This window comes from Rhodopseudomonas pentothenatexigens, from assembly GCF_900218015.1.
Taxonomy (GTDB): Bacteria; Pseudomonadota; Alphaproteobacteria; order Rhizobiales; family Xanthobacteraceae; genus Rhodopseudomonas; species Rhodopseudomonas pentothenatexigens.
Genome location: NZ_UFQQ01000050.1, coordinates 1 through 13,301 on the forward strand (window position 1 = coordinate 1; position 13,301 = coordinate 13,301).

The 13,301-nt window shown below is 66.6% G+C and carries 13 protein-coding genes; 4 read left to right on the forward strand and 9 right to left on the reverse strand.

Features of this window, described 5'->3' with window-relative positions:
* Positions 1-157: 157 nt before the first annotated feature.
* Both DWA33_RS24395 and DWA33_RS24400 read right to left on the reverse strand, forming a co-directional pair.
* Positions 158-505, reverse strand: a complete 348-nt coding sequence (locus tag DWA33_RS24395) for a cupin domain-containing protein (protein WP_114361070.1) — start codon at positions 503-505, stop codon at positions 158-160.
* On the reverse strand, positions 486-1,151 hold the full coding sequence (locus DWA33_RS24400) for a TetR/AcrR family transcriptional regulator (protein WP_181902445.1): 666 nt from the start codon (positions 1,149-1,151) through the stop codon (positions 486-488). Before DWA33_RS24400 ends, DWA33_RS24395 begins: the two co-directional genes overlap by 20 nt.
* 81 nt (positions 1,152-1,232) lie before the next feature.
* Between DWA33_RS24400 and DWA33_RS24405 the strand changes: the two genes are divergently transcribed.
* Positions 1,233-1,640, forward strand: a complete 408-nt coding sequence (locus tag DWA33_RS24405; RefSeq protein WP_114361071.1) for an ester cyclase — start codon at positions 1,233-1,235, stop codon at positions 1,638-1,640.
* Positions 1,641-1,858: 218 nt separating this feature from the next.
* Here DWA33_RS24405 and DWA33_RS24410 read toward each other — a convergent pair whose 3' ends face one another.
* Both DWA33_RS24410 and DWA33_RS25370 read right to left on the reverse strand, forming a co-directional pair.
* Entirely contained in the window at positions 1,859-2,422 is a 564-nt protein-coding gene (locus DWA33_RS24410; RefSeq protein WP_114361081.1) for an HXXEE domain-containing protein, read from the reverse strand.
* Positions 2,423-2,468: 46 nt separating this feature from the next.
* A complete protein-coding gene (locus DWA33_RS25370) occupies positions 2,469-2,627 on the reverse strand; it encodes a hypothetical protein (RefSeq protein ID WP_181909287.1) in 159 nt (52 codons plus the stop codon).
* A gap of 133 nt (positions 2,628-2,760) precedes the next feature.
* Between DWA33_RS25370 and DWA33_RS24415 the strand changes: the two genes are divergently transcribed.
* Together DWA33_RS24415 and DWA33_RS24420 are read left to right on the forward strand one after the other, a co-directional pair.
* Positions 2,761-3,438, forward strand: a complete 678-nt coding sequence (locus DWA33_RS24415) for a nitroreductase (RefSeq protein ID WP_114361072.1) — start codon at positions 2,761-2,763, stop codon at positions 3,436-3,438.
* Between the two features lie 203 nt (positions 3,439-3,641).
* Complete coding sequence (locus DWA33_RS24420; protein WP_114361073.1) at positions 3,642-5,711, forward strand: ATP-binding protein; 2,070 nt, start codon at positions 3,642-3,644, stop codon at positions 5,709-5,711.
* Positions 5,712-5,731: 20 nt separating this feature from the next.
* Here DWA33_RS24420 and DWA33_RS24425 read toward each other — a convergent pair whose 3' ends face one another.
* The 5 genes from DWA33_RS24425 to DWA33_RS24450 all read right to left on the reverse strand — a co-directional run bounded on the left by DWA33_RS24425 (position 5,732) and on the right by DWA33_RS24450 (position 11,902).
* Positions 5,732-6,151 carry a secondary thiamine-phosphate synthase enzyme YjbQ gene (locus DWA33_RS24425; RefSeq protein ID WP_011158763.1) on the reverse strand — a complete coding sequence of 140 codons (420 nt, stop codon included), beginning with the start codon at positions 6,149-6,151 and terminating at the stop codon, positions 5,732-5,734.
* Between the two features lie 69 nt (positions 6,152-6,220).
* The gene (locus DWA33_RS24430; RefSeq protein ID WP_114361074.1) at positions 6,221-8,191 is read right to left on the reverse strand and encodes a putative bifunctional diguanylate cyclase/phosphodiesterase; all 1,971 of its coding nucleotides are present in this window, start codon (positions 8,189-8,191) and stop codon (positions 6,221-6,223) included.
* Positions 8,192-8,489: 298 nt separating this feature from the next.
* Positions 8,490-9,821, reverse strand: a complete 1,332-nt coding sequence (locus DWA33_RS24435; RefSeq protein WP_114361075.1) for a replication-associated recombination protein A — start codon at positions 9,819-9,821, stop codon at positions 8,490-8,492.
* 217 nt (positions 9,822-10,038) lie between these two features.
* Complete coding sequence (locus DWA33_RS24445; RefSeq protein WP_114361077.1) at positions 10,039-11,430, reverse strand: DegQ family serine endoprotease; 1,392 nt, start codon at positions 11,428-11,430, stop codon at positions 10,039-10,041.
* 82 nt (positions 11,431-11,512) lie between these two features.
* Entirely contained in the window at positions 11,513-11,902 is a 390-nt protein-coding gene (locus DWA33_RS24450; protein ID WP_114361078.1) for a winged helix-turn-helix transcriptional regulator, read from the reverse strand.
* Between the two features lie 117 nt (positions 11,903-12,019).
* On the opposite strand from DWA33_RS24450, the gene DWA33_RS24455 reads away from it, so the two are divergent.
* Positions 12,020-13,036: a zinc-binding alcohol dehydrogenase family protein gene (locus DWA33_RS24455; RefSeq protein ID WP_114361079.1), complete on the forward strand. Its 1,017-nt coding sequence runs from the start codon at positions 12,020-12,022 to the stop codon at positions 13,034-13,036.
* The last annotated feature ends 265 nt before the right edge of the window (positions 13,037-13,301 follow it).

The following is a 13,301-nucleotide window of genomic DNA, read 5'->3' on the forward strand; positions in this document are numbered from 1 at the left end:
CGATCCCGGACAGAAGCAAGTCACCGGCGACAGGACCACGCAAAAAGGGATTGACTAACCGAGGCCCGTTACAGAAGCCCGGGTGAGCGCAGCGATACCCGGGATCACGGGGTGACACGTCGCCCCGCATGTCGCTACGCTCATGCGAGCTGCGTCGCTATTCCGCTTCGGACCAGTGAGGATAGGTCACATAGGCGGTCAGCGCGCCTTCTGCGTGGGAGCGGATGACGACCGCGTTGCCCTTTGGCATGTAGATGATCTCGCCGCGACCTGCGGTCAGGGTCTCGCCGTCGGCTTCGACCGAAACCCTCCCTTCCAGGACCACCATGACGTCGTCGACGACTATATCGGTCTCCAAGACCTGGTCGGGGCCATACTTTCCATACCCGACCGTGATCGGCCCGCCTTGCTGTTGATCCGCCAAGTTCGCCGCAAAAATGTCGGCGTCCTGTCCGGGCGAGCGTTTGAAGACGGCATCGGCTGGTTCAAATCTGAGGACTTTCATCTCTTTCCTTTCTGAGTTTCGGTGCATCAGAAAAGCTCACTTGTTCGAGACCGGTGCCGCCCGCGATGATGGCGGCGAGCGTAGCCGTGGCGTCGGCGGACGTGCTCCTGCCAATGACGACCTCCGCCGCCAGGCATTCCCCGGCAGCAACGAAGGCTCGGCATCGCCTCTCCAATTCGGACGGAGCGAGGACGACATGCGGGCGGAGAACGGCGATGAACATCCGAATGCTGTTCTCGAGCAGATCGGCGAAGACCGAGGCCTTTTCCGGCGTTCCGGCGAGAGCCGCGCCGATCACTTGAAACTCGCTGGTGACGTCGCTGGCGCAATCGATGTAGGCCCGCGCCAGTTCCCCGATCGTCTCCCGTCTGCCCATCTTGCCGCTCTTCATGTGTTCGCGGAAGGCATCGATCTTCTCGACGTCGATCCAGCGATACAGTTCGAGCAGGAGGTCGATCCGCCGACCGAAATGATCATAGGCGACAGGCTTCGAGACCCCCGCTCGCTCGGCGAGGCGCGTCAGCGTGAGCCTGTCTGTTCCCTCTTCGCCGACCAGGCGTCGCGCCAATTGGAGCAGCTGGCGATGCCTCTCCTCGTACGACAGACGCTCGGCTCGGGCCGATATTCTGGTTCTCTTCGTGGTCATGTTGAAGGAACCTACTAACCGTAACTTCGTTCCTCTCGACGTGATGATGTGAAGGGCCTTGAAACAAGAAGGAGATTGGTCATGTCAGAACGAAACATCGAATTGATGCGGCAGATGGCTGAATTCGAAACCTCGCATGACAGGGATCGGCTTTTCGCCCTCTACACCGACGAGGTGATCTTTCGCGATGTCGCGTTGGATGTTCTCGCGACCGGCAAAGACGAGGTGAAGCGATTGCTGGAAAGCGTCTATGCTGCGATGGAAGGGTATTCGATGGCTTTGACCTCAGCTTACGCCGACGAGAATGGCGGCGGGGCGGAATGGATCATGGCCGGCAAGCACACCGGCGATTTCATGGACTTTCCAGCGACCGGCGTCTCTTGGAAGCTGCGCGCCGCATCGATCATGAGATTCTCCAACGGTCTCGTCACTCACCGCAGCGACTATTGGTCCGTTTCCAGTTTTACCAAGCAGGTTGGTCTTGCGTGAAGTGGGTACGCCCGCTTGGCCGATAGCAAGAGCGCGATGGTCCAGAGGGGCGAATCGCTGACAGTGCCGCGGCGAGCAGGTGATGTCAGGCGGCTTTCTGACTGGTTAGTTTTTCGGCTGGAGGGCTGTGCCGATGCCCTGCCCCAGATGCCCGCTTATCCAGTCGCGCGAACTTGCGCTGCTCCGCGCCTTGCCAGCGGGCGACTACACCGCAGCGTTCACGCGACGCGCGCCGCCCTTGCCCGCTGCAGCGCATGCAGCGCAATGGCGGCGTGGATGCCGATTGCGACGGCGAGCGCGACGACGAGCTGCAACGTCGTGGCCGGGATGGTGACCACGGCGTACAAGCCGAACGGAATGAACACCAGCACGGCGCTGGCGAGGCCGGGATTGTAGCTGCGCAGATGCGCCGCCATGCCGAGATGGCTGAGGCCGTTGACCAGGATCAGCCAGGCCGCGGCGAGGCCCCAGCCGGGGGCGATGAAGTACGCGGCATACAGCGCCGCCAGATTGATGCCCCAGACGCCGGGCAGATTGATCAGCAGCACGTCGCCCGTCGTCAACGCCTCGACGCCGCCGAACACGCGGGCGTTGACGAAACGGCGGAAGCGATCGCCGAGGTGCTCCTCGACCTGGTGCAGCATGTAGATCGGCGACGCTAGGTAAATCAGCAGCAGCGCGCGATCGCCGCCGGGCACGCCGAGCGGCAGCAGCAGGAGCAGCGCTACGCCCATGAACAGCGCGGCCGCGACCCAATGGGCTTCGAGATACGATCTGACCATGTGCGCACCGAGGTTGCCGGGACGGCGCAAGGCTAGACGGGATTACTTAACCGTGCGTGTCGGGGCTGGCGGGCAGCGTGATCGGCATCAGCACGTAGCGATTAGCGCGTAGCCGGGTGAGCGCAGCGATACCCGGGGAGATGCCGTCCCGCATCTCGCTGCGCTCATGCGGGCTACGGTCCTTGATCGGGCATGCCCCGAACAACTCATCTCCAGATTCCGGGTTCGCGCGCGCTGCGCGCCCCCCGGAATGACGGCCCTGTTGCGCCATCTTGCACTCGGCATCCGAAACCGCGACACTCCGCGGCAATCACAAGCTCTCGGGGGAAACCAGACGCATGCAATACGACGACGTGGTCCGCGGCCGCCGCTCGATCCGCGGCTACAAGCCTGATCCCGTGCCGCGGGAATTGATCGAGGAGATCCTCGAGCTGGCGATGCGGGCGCCCTCCTCGATGAACAGCCAGCCGTGGAATTTCACCGTGCTCACCGGCGCGCCGCTCGACCGCATCCGCGCCGGCAACACCGAGCGCAACCTCGCCGGCGTGCCGCACAGCCGCGAATTCCGGATCGGACAGCCGTTCGCCGGCCCCCATCGTGAACGCCAGATCACGGTCGCCAAGCAGTTGTTCTCGGCGATGGGGATTGCGCGCGACGATCAGGCCAGGCGGCAGGACTGGGTGCTGCGCGGCTTCCGCCAGTTCGATGCGCCGGTGTGTATCATCATCACCTACGACCGCACGCTGAGCGACAGCGACGACACCCCGTTCGACTGCGGCGCGGTGACCAACGCGCTGGTCAACGCCGCGTGGTCGCGGGGGCTCGGCGCGGTGATCAACAGCCAGGGCATCATGCAATCACCGGTGGTGCGCGAACACGCCGGCATCCCGGACGATCAGGTGATCATGAAGGCGATCGCGCTTGGCTGGCCAGACGACGAGTTCCCGGCCAACGCCGTGGTGTCCGAACGCAAGCCGGTCGCCGAAGCGGCGCGGTTCGTCGGCTTCGACGGCTGACGCAATCCGGCGCGGCCTCGCTCCGTGGCCCGCGCCGCGGGGCGCCGCAGGTGTCAAGCAGCTTTGACAAACGCTCGCAATTCGGAGAGTAATGCGGACAGCCGCGCCCGAGCGGTCACCGCACGGGCCGGCCGCAACAACGCGGCCGCCCTTCCCGTCCTGTTTCGTACAGTTCGCGTCACGCTCGCCGGTCGTCGATCCCGATGCAGTCCCCTTCCAATCCCGCGGTCAGTCCGAGCGAGGCGCGCTATCGCGCGCTGTTCGAGGCGATCGACGACGGCTTCTGCATCATCGAATTCTTCGACGGCCCGCACGGTCCGCTCAGCGACTATCGCCATATCGAAGCCAATGCCGGCTACGAGAAGCAGACCGGGATCCCCGACATCATCGGCCGCACCCTGCGCGATCTGGTGCCGGACGAGGCCGACGGCTGGGCCGAACTGTATCGCAGCGTGCTGGTGACCGGCCGGCCGATCCATTTCGAGCGCGAATTCGTCGCGGTGAACCGTATCATCGAAGTGTCGGCGACGCGGATCGAGCCGCCCGAGCTGCGCCAGGTCTCGGTGCTGTTCCGCGACATCACCGCCCGCAAGCGCGCCGAGGCGGCGCTGCGCGACAGCGAGAAGCTGGCGCGCGACAACGTGCAGCGGGTGCAGCTCGCGCTCGCCGCCGGCGCGATCATCGGCACCTGGCTGTGGGACCTGCCGAGCGACCGCTTCACCGTCGACGAAGGGTTCGCGCGCGCGTTCGGGCTCGATCCGGCGCTCGGCCGCGATGGGCTGAGCCTGGCGCAGATCGTGGCGACCGTGCATCCCGACGACCAGGCTGGACTCGCGGACGCGATCGAGGACGCGATCAAGCGCGGCGGGCCCTACGCGCATCAGTACCGGGTGCGCCGCGCCGACGGCAAATACTACTGGCTCGAGGCCAACGGCCGGGTCGAGCACGGCCCCGACGGCACGCCGCTGAGCTTCCCCGGCGTGCTGATCGACGTCGACGACCGCCGCGCGCTGATGGCCGAGCGCGACCGCGCCATCGCCGAGCTGCGCGCGCTGAACGAGACGCTGGAGCAGCGCGTCGCCGAAGCCCGCGCCGAGCTGCTCCGCTCCGCCGAACAGCTGCGCCAGTCGCAAAAGATGGAAGCGGTCGGCCAGCTCACCGGCGGGCTGGCGCACGACTTCAACAATCTGCTCGCCGGGATTTCCGGCAGCCTCGAACTGATGAGCACGCGGATCCGCCAGGGCCGCGTCGGCGAGATCGAGAAGTACATCGGCGCCGCGCAAGGCGCGGTGAAGCGCGCCGCGTCGCTGACCCACCGGCTGCTCGCCTTCGCGCGCCGACAGACGCTGACGCCGACCGCCGCCAACGTCAATCGCCTGGTCAGCGGCATGATCGACCTGATCCAGCGCAGCGTCGGCCCGGGCATCGAGGTGCAGCACGTCGGCGCCGCCGGGCTGTGGAGCGTGCTGGTCGACGTGCCGCAGCTCGAAAGCGCGCTGCTCAATCTGTGTATCAACGCCCGCGACGCGATGCCGAGCGGCGGCAAGATCACGATCGAGACCGGCAACCGCTGGATCGACCGGGCGCAGTCGCGGCTGTACGACATTCCGACCGGGCAATACGTCTCGCTGTGCGTCTCCGACACCGGCACCGGCATGACGCCCGACGTGATCGCCAAAGCGTTCGATCCGTTCTTCACCACCAAGCCGATCGGCCAGGGCACCGGGCTCGGGCTGTCGATGATCTACGGCTTCGCGCAGCAGTCCGGCGGCCAGGTGCGGATCTATTCCGAGGTCGGCCAGGGCACGATGGTGTGCATCTATCTGCCGCGGCACCGCGGCGAGGCCGCCGAGGACGAGCGCTTCCCCGACTCCACCGCGATCCCGTTCGCCCACACCGGCGAGACCGTGATGGTGGTCGACGACGAGCCGACGGTGCGGATGCTGGTCGCCGACGTGCTCGAAGACCTCGGCTACACCGCGCTGGAGGCCTCCGACAGCGTCGGCGGCCTGAAGCTGCTGCAGTCCGACGCGCGGATCGACCTGCTGATCACCGACGTCGGCCTGCCCGGCGGCATGAACGGCCGCCAGCTCGCTGACGCCGCCCGCGACATCCGCCCCGGGCTCAACGTGCTGTTCATCACCGGCTTCGCCGAGAACGCGCTGCTCAACAACGGCCAGCTCGAACCCGGCATGGCAGTGCTGACCAAACCGTTCGCGGTCGACACGCTGGCGGCGCGGATCCGCGAGCTGATCGGGAAGTCGACCAATTAGTTCGGACGGGCGGGAACGAACTACTCGCCGATGATCTTGATCAGCACCCGCTTCCTGCGGCCGCCGTCGAATTCGCCGTAGAAGATCTGTTCCCAGGGGCCGAAATCGAGCCGCCCCTCGGTGATCGCCACCACCACCTCGCGGCCCATCACCTGGCGCTTCATGTGGGCGTCGGCATTGTCCTCGCCGGTGCGGTTGTGGCGATAGGACGACACCGGCTCGTGCGGCGCGAGCTGCTCGAGCCACTTCTCGTAATCGGCATGCAGGCCGCTCTCGTCGTCGTTGATGAACACCGAAGCGGTGATGTGCATGGCATTGACCAGCACCAAGCCCTCGCGCACGCCGCTGTCGCGCAGCGCCTGCTCGACTTCGCCGGTGATGTTGATGAACGCCCGCCGTCCCGGGGTCTGAAACCACAGCTCCTTGCGATACGACTTCATCGCACGGTTCTCCTTCTGCGTGTGATCGGTCGGGGCGAACCATGCGGCGGCCGCGGCGCGGCATCAAGCCTAGGCGAGCTGCCGCTCGCTGCGCCGCTCCTCGTCGAGACCGGCGAGCCACACCACCGCGTCGGCGGCACGCATCGGGCGGCCGTACAGCCAGCCCTGGCCGTAGGAGCAGCCGAGCATCCGCAGCGTCTCGGCTTCGCCCTGGCTTTCGACGCCCTCGGCGATAATGCGGTGGCCGAGCGGCCGCGCCACCGCGGTGATCGCGGCGATCAATTGCTGGTTCTGGCGGTTGGCGCTGACGCCGTGCACGAACGAGCGGTCGATCTTGATGGTGTCGAGCGCGACGCTCATCAGATTCGAGATCGACGAATGGCCGACGCCGAAATCGTCGATCGCGAGGCCGAATCCGGAGTGCTCGATGCGCTGCAGCTCGCGGGCACACTGCTTGGGATCGAACAGCGCTTCTTCGGTGATCTCGATCTCGATGCGGTGCGGGTCGATACCGTGACGCCGGGTCAGGTCGGTCAGGATCCTGGCGGGCGAATGCAGCGTCAGCTCGCGCGGCGAGACGTTGATCGCGACATTGACCCGAGGTGCGCCGCTGGCGTCGAGCGCGCGCAGGAACTCGCATGCCGCTTCGCCGATGAACGCCAGCAATCGCGCCGAGAGCTGCAGCCGGATCGCGGCGTGGACGATGTCGGGCGGCGGGATCAGCCCGGCGGTCGGATGGCGCCAGCGCAGCAGCGCCTCGAAGCCGACCACCTGCCCGGTGGCGAGCACCACCTGCGGCTGGAATTCGAGGTGCAGGTCGCCGCGTGCCAGCGCGCCCGGCAGATCGCTGTCGATGCATCGCTGCAGCAGGAACTCCTGCTGCATCCGCGCGTCGAACACCCGGATGCAGGCGCGGCCGTCGTCCTTGGCTCGGTACAGCGCCGCATCGGCGCGCCAGAACACGTCCTCGACATCGATCGGACCGCCCGGATGCGCCGCGATGCCGATCGAGCAACTGATCGCCAGCGGCTGGCCGGCGAGATGCAGCGGCCGGGTCAGCGCGCCGCTCAGCCGCCGCGCCAGGGCCAGCGCGCGTGCGGCGACGTCGTCGCCCTGCAGCACCACGATGAACTCGTCGCCGCCGAGCCGCACCGGCAGATCGTGCGGCCCGCACGAGGAGCGCAGCAGCTCGGCCACTGCGGCGATCACCCGGTCGCCGGCGTCGTGGCCGCGGGTATCGTTGATGGTCTTGAAGTTGTCGACGTCGAACAGCACGAAGGCGACGCCCTGCCCGGATCGGCACGCAGCCGCCGCGGCGTCGCGAAAGTGGCTGCGGTTGGCGAGCCCGGTGAGCGGATCGGCGCGCGCGATCTGTTCCAGCGCGCGGTTCGAACTCAGCACTTCGCTGTTGGCATGGGCCAGCGAATTGGCCAGATCGGTCGCCTCGAGCGCGGTCATTTGGCTCGCGGTGAATTCCCGCTCGCCGCCGATCGCCGCGCGGAACAGCATGAAGGTCAGGAACAGCCCGTCCAGCGTGATGATGAGGTCTGAGCCGTTGCCGGACAGCATGATCCGGACCAGCGTCGCGGCCATCACCGGCATCGCGAAGGCGAGCGCAATGCGGGCACAGGACGCGCTTTGAATGATCGCACCGGTGGCGGTGCCGATCATGATGAAGGTGATATAGTCGATGCCCTGCTGGGCGCGAAACACGCCGACCGCGGCCGGGACGAAGCCCCACAGCAGCCCACTGGCGAACGCCAGCAGCGTCAGATCACGCAGCACCTGATACGGCGCGGCGTCGACCGCACCGGCGGCCGCCAGTCGCGACACCCACCAGGCGCGGAACGATGCCAGCGCGATCGCGGCGCCGAGCCACCACAGGATCGGCGTCTCACCGCTCTCGCGATACAGCAGCGCGGCCAGCGACAGCGCTATCACGCTGTTGGAGATCAGGGTGAGCCGGACGTTGCGCAGCGCGGTGCGGGCCTGGGCCTTGGCGAGGGCGATCGCCTTGAAAGTGCTGTCGGCGCGGGTCATGAACGCAAACGATCGGTGACGGGAAATGCAGCTGATGATCTGAGCAGCTAATCAACCAGGAGCTTTTTAACATCGGCTTTGCACGCAGCGGTAAAATGACCGCGTGATGACAATCCGGCCCGCTTGGTTTCCGGTTTGGAAAGATCAGCCAGCCAAGCCGGCCGCAGAGGACAGCATTAGGCCATCGCGTGCGCTAAGCGACCAGCACATCTCTCGAAGGTCGGATGCAACTAATACGCAGATTTCAAAGATTGGTTCAAACACTGGGAACTTTCCGCAACTGCGAGGGAGTTGCGAACTAACTGTCCTTGGCGGCGCGCAGCTTGGCCCAATAGTCCAGCCGCTTGCGGATCTCGCGTTCGAAGCCGCGGTCGGGCGGATCGTAGAAGGTCTGCCGCCCGAGCCCGTCGGGGAAGTAGTCCTGGCCGGAGAAGCCTTCCGGGGTGTCGTGGTCGTACTGATAGCCCGAGCCGTAACCTTCGTTCTTCATCAGCCCGGTCGGCGCGTTGAGAATGTGCTTGGGCGGCAGCAGCGAGCCGGCCTGCTTGGCCAGCCGCATCGCCGACTTGTAGGCGGTGTAGGCGGCGTTGGATTTCGGCGCAGTGGCGACATAGATCACCGCCTGCGCGATCGCCAGTTCGCCCTCCGGGCTGCCGAGAAAGTCGTAGGCGTCCTTGGCGGCGTTGGCGATCACCAGCGCCTGAGGATCGGCCAGCCCGACGTCTTCGACCGCCATCCGCACCACCCGCCGCGCCAGGAACAGCGGGTCCTCGCCGGCATCGAGCATCCGGCACAGATAGTACAGCGCCGCGTCCGGATCGGAGCCGCGCACCGACTTGTGCAGCGCCGAGATCAGATTGTAGTGACCGTCGGCGCTCTTGTCGTAGATCGGGGCGCGGCGCTGCAGGATGTCCTGAAGCTGCGTGGCATTGAACACTTCGCCCTGGCGCGCCGAACGCCAGACTTCTTCGGCGAGCGTCAGCGATGCGCGGCCGTCGCCGTCCGCCATCCGCGCCAGCACCGCCCGCGCCTCGTCGTCGAGCGGCAGCTTGCGGCCTTCGGCGGCTTCGGCTTTGGCGAACAGCTGTTCGATCGCCGTCGCATCGAGCGGCTTGAAGATCAGCACCCGCGCGCGGGACAGCAGCGCCGCGTTGAGTTCGAACGACGGGTTCTCGGTGGTGGCGCCGACCATCACCACGGTGCCGTCTTCCATCACCGGCAGAAACGAGTCCTGCTGCGCCTTGTTGAATCTGTGCACCTCGTCGACGAACAGCAGCGTGCCTTTTCCCATCTCGCGGCGGGCGCGCGCGGCGTCGAACACCTTCTTCAGATCGGCGACGCCGGAGAACACCGCGGAGATCTGCTCGAACTGCAGATCGGTGGCGTCGGCGAGCAGCCGCGCCACGGTGGTCTTGCCGGTGCCGGGCGGCCCCCAGAACACCAGCGAGCCGAGCGTGCGGGTCTGCAGCATCCGCGTCAGCGCGCCGTCGGGGCCGAGGATGTGATCCTGGCCGACCACATCGGCGAGCGAGCGCGGCCGCAACCGATCCGGCAACGGACGCGGCGCATCGCGCTCGAGGCCAGCGGCGGCGAAGAGATTGTCGCTCTGCTGAGGACGCTTTGGACTCACGATGCGTCCCCAAGCACGGCCTGCTCCTTCTCCCCGCGCGCGGGGAGAAGGGTGGGATGAGGGGGCGTCTCGACGCGGCCGAGCGGCTCGGCTGTGACGAAACGCTGAAGCTCGGCCGTGTGGAGGCGCCCCCTCACCCGCTCATCGAACTGCGTTCGATGAGCGACCTCTCCCCGCACGCGGGGAGAGGTTTGGAGACGCCTCGCATGATGACGGTTCATCCGCCCAAGGTGACTTGGATCTGCTGGCCGCCGCGGACCAGCATGATGCGCCACAGCCGCGGCGTCTGGCCGGCGACGCGTTCGAGGTCGCTGGTCTTGGCGATCCGGCTGTTGTTGACCGCGACGATGATGTCGCCCTTCTGGAAGCCGACATTCGCCGCGGTGCTGCCGTCGGGAAGTTCGGTGACGACGACGCCCTCGACGCTGGGATCGAGCCGCATCTCGTCGGCGATCGCCGGCGAGATGTTGGCGATCCTGGCGCCCTGGAACGGCGAGCGCGAGGTGATCACCAGCTCGTCGCGGCCGGTGTCCGGCGCGGTCTCGAGCGGGATCGCCAGCTTCACCGGCTTGCCGCCGCGCTGCACGTCGAGCTGGGCGGCGCCGCCGAGCGGCCGGGTGGCGAAGCGATAGTCGAACGCGTTGGGATCGTCGATCGCAAAGCCGTCGATCGACACGATCAGGTCGGACAGCTTCAGCCCTGCCCGCTCCGCCGGGCTGCCCTTGGTGACGCTGGCGACCAGCGCGCCGCCGGGCCGCTTCAGGCCGAGGGTTTCGGCGATCTCCGGCGTCACCGCCTGCAGCCGCGCGCCGAGCCACGGCCGCTTCACCGCCTTGCCGCCGCTCTTGGCCGAGGCAACCACCACCCGCACCATGTTGGCGGGGATCGCGAAGCCGATGCCCTGCGAGCCGCCGGAGCGCGAGAAGATCGCGGTGTTGATCCCGACCAGCTTGCCGGTCATGTCGACCAACGCGCCACCGGAATTGCCGGGATTGATCGCCGCGTCGGTCTGGATGAAGAACTGATAGTCGGTGATGCCGACCTGGGTGCGCGCCAGCGCCGAGACGATGCCGTGGGTCACGGTCTGGCCGACGCCGAACGGATTGCCGACCGCCATCACCAGATCGCCGACCATCAGGTCGTCGGAATTGGCAAAATCCAGCGTGGCGAACTTCTCCTTGGTGTCTTTGAGCCGCAGCACCGCCAGATCGGTGCGGCTGTCCTTGAGCACGATCTCGGCTTCGAACTCGCGCTTGTCGGCGAGTGCGACCTTGACCTGATCGGCGCCCTCGATGACGTGGTTGTTGGTGACGACCAGGCCGGAGGCGTCGACCATCACGCCGGAGCCGAGCGAGCGCTGGATCTGCTCCGGCTGGCCGGGCACGCCGAAGAACCGGCGGAAGATCGGATCTTCCAGCAGCGGATTGCGGTTCTGCACCAGCTTGGCGGCATAGACGTTCACCACCGCCGGCTGAACGTGCTGCACGATCGGCGCGTAGCTCAGGCGGATCTCGGCCTGCGACGACGGCAGCCGCCGGTCCTGCGCCGCGAGCGGCGTGGTGAGGGCGAGCGACAGACACAGGACGGTGAACGTGCGGATCGGGTTCATGCGGGAATCCGTTACAGGGGCATCTTGGGCGCAGCAGATATAGTCCGCCGGCCAAGCCAGGAGAAGGAAAAGCCGCCGACGCTCACGCCGGCCGAGCCTCGGTGATTTCAGGTGTCGCTTCGGCTGCAGGCAACGCCAGCTGCTGCTGGCGTGCACGATGTTCCTCGCCCCAGCGCTTCAGCGCATCGATGACCGGGCGCAGCCGCTCCCCGGTTTCCGACAGCGCGTATTCGACCCGCGGCGGCACTTCGGCGAACACCTGGCGGGTAATCAGGTCGTCATCCTCCAAAGCACGGAGCTGCTTGGTCAGCATCCGCTGGGTGATGCCCGGCATGCGCCGTCGCAGCTCGCCGAACCGCAGCCGGCCGTCCTGCAGATGGTACAGGATCACACCCTTCCATTTGCCGTCGATCAGATCGAGCGTCACTTCGACCGAACAGCCCGGCGCGCAGGCAAAATTGCGACGTTTCATGCGGCGTGGCCCAATAGTATCCGATCGGTGACTATATCCCCGAAACGACAGTACTTGCAATAAAGGCAGGTGAAGGCGACGTTGCTCGCGACAAGCGTCCCCTGCACGGAGCCCCCTATGAAAGCTGTCGGCTACATCAAGAGCCTCCTGATCGACGATCCGGAGGCGCTGCTCGATCTCCAACTGTCCACGCCTGCGCCGGGTGCACGCGACCTGCGGGTTGCGGTCAAGGCGATCTCGGTCAATCCGGTCGACTTCAAGGTGCGCAAGCGCGCCGCCCCGCCCGCCGGCGAGCACAAGATTCTCGGCTACGACGCGGCCGGCGTGGTCGAGGCGGTCGGCGCCGAGGTGACACTGTTTCAGCCGGGCGACGAGGTGTTCTACGCCGGCTCGATCCAGCGGCCGGGCACCAACGCCGAACTGCATCTGGTCGACGAGCGCATCGTCGGCCGCAAGCCGAAGACGCTGTCGTTCGCGCAGGCCGCGGCGCTGCCGCTGACCTCGATCACCGCCTGGGAGCTGCTGTTCGACCGGCTCGGCGCGCGGCCGAGCAAGGCGTTCGATCCGCGCACCCTGCTGATCGTCGGCGGTGCCGGCGGCGTCGGCTCGATCCTGATCCAGCTCGCCCGCCGGCTCACCGGGCTGACCATCATCGCCACGGCGTCGCGACCCGAGACCCGGCAATGGTGCCTCGACCTCGGCGCCCATACGGTGATCGATCACAGCCAGCCGATGAAGCCGCAGGTCGACGCGCTGAAGCTGCCGCCGGTTGCGCTGATCGCCAGCCTCACCGGAACCGAGGGGCACTTCCCGGCTCTGGTCGAGATCCTGGCGCCGCAGGGCAAGATCGGCCTGATCGACGATCCGGCGACGCTGAACCCGATGCTGCTGAAGCCGAAATCGGCATCGCTGCACTGGGAGGCGATGTTCGCCCGCTCGTCGTATCAGACCGCCGACATGATCGCGCAGCACGACCTGCTCGACGAGATCGCCGGCCTGATCGACACCGGCGTGCTGCGCACCACGCATCAGCAAAGCTTCGGCTTCATTACCGCCGCCAACCTGAAACGCGCGCATGCGCTGCTGGAAAGCGGCACCTCGATCGGCAAGATCGTGCTGGAGGGGTGGGAGTAGTCCTCCACTCTTTCCCCGAGTCATTCCGGGGCGCGAGCGAGAGCTCGCGAACCCGGAATCTCTGCGTCAGCTCTCGCGCTCAGATTTCTTCGTAACAACATCTGGATTCCGGGCTCGCTCGCTTTCGCGAGCGCCCCGGAATGACGGGAATGGATCGAGTGCGTCGTGCCCTGTGCAACCGGCATGATCCCCGACACTTTAGACCGGGATGATTGTCGACAGTTCTGGGTCCGCGTGTTGCGGTGCGTAGCGCAGCCCCTCTCGG

Bases quoted from the DNA above. Each gene is read 5' to 3' on its own strand.
- DWA33_RS24450 (WP_114361078.1), bottom strand. From the start codon at position 11,902: ATGAAACGTCGCAATTTTGCCTGCGCGCCGGGCTGTTCGGTCGAAGTG.
- DWA33_RS24410 (WP_114361081.1), bottom strand. From the start codon at position 2,422: ATGGTCAGATCGTATCTCGAAGCCCATTGGGTCGCGGCCGCGCTGTTC.
- DWA33_RS24415 (WP_114361072.1), top strand. From the start codon at position 2,761: ATGCAATACGACGACGTGGTCCGCGGCCGCCGCTCGATCCGCGGCTAC.
- DWA33_RS24430 (WP_114361074.1), bottom strand. From the start codon at position 8,191: ATGACCCGCGCCGACAGCACTTTCAAGGCGATCGCCCTCGCCAAGGCC.
- DWA33_RS24420 (WP_114361073.1), top strand. From the start codon at position 3,642: ATGCAGTCCCCTTCCAATCCCGCGGTCAGTCCGAGCGAGGCGCGCTAT.
- DWA33_RS24400 (WP_181902445.1), bottom strand. From the start codon at position 1,151: ATGACCACGAAGAGAACCAGAATATCGGCCCGAGCCGAGCGTCTGTCG.
- DWA33_RS24405 (WP_114361071.1), top strand. From the start codon at position 1,233: ATGTCAGAACGAAACATCGAATTGATGCGGCAGATGGCTGAATTCGAA.
- DWA33_RS24395 (WP_114361070.1), bottom strand. From the start codon at position 505: ATGAAAGTCCTCAGATTTGAACCAGCCGATGCCGTCTTCAAACGCTCG.
- DWA33_RS24425 (WP_011158763.1), bottom strand. From the start codon at position 6,151: ATGAAGTCGTATCGCAAGGAGCTGTGGTTTCAGACCCCGGGACGGCGG.
- DWA33_RS24445 (WP_114361077.1), bottom strand. From the start codon at position 11,430: ATGAACCCGATCCGCACGTTCACCGTCCTGTGTCTGTCGCTCGCCCTC.
- DWA33_RS24455 (WP_114361079.1), top strand. From the start codon at position 12,020: ATGAAAGCTGTCGGCTACATCAAGAGCCTCCTGATCGACGATCCGGAG.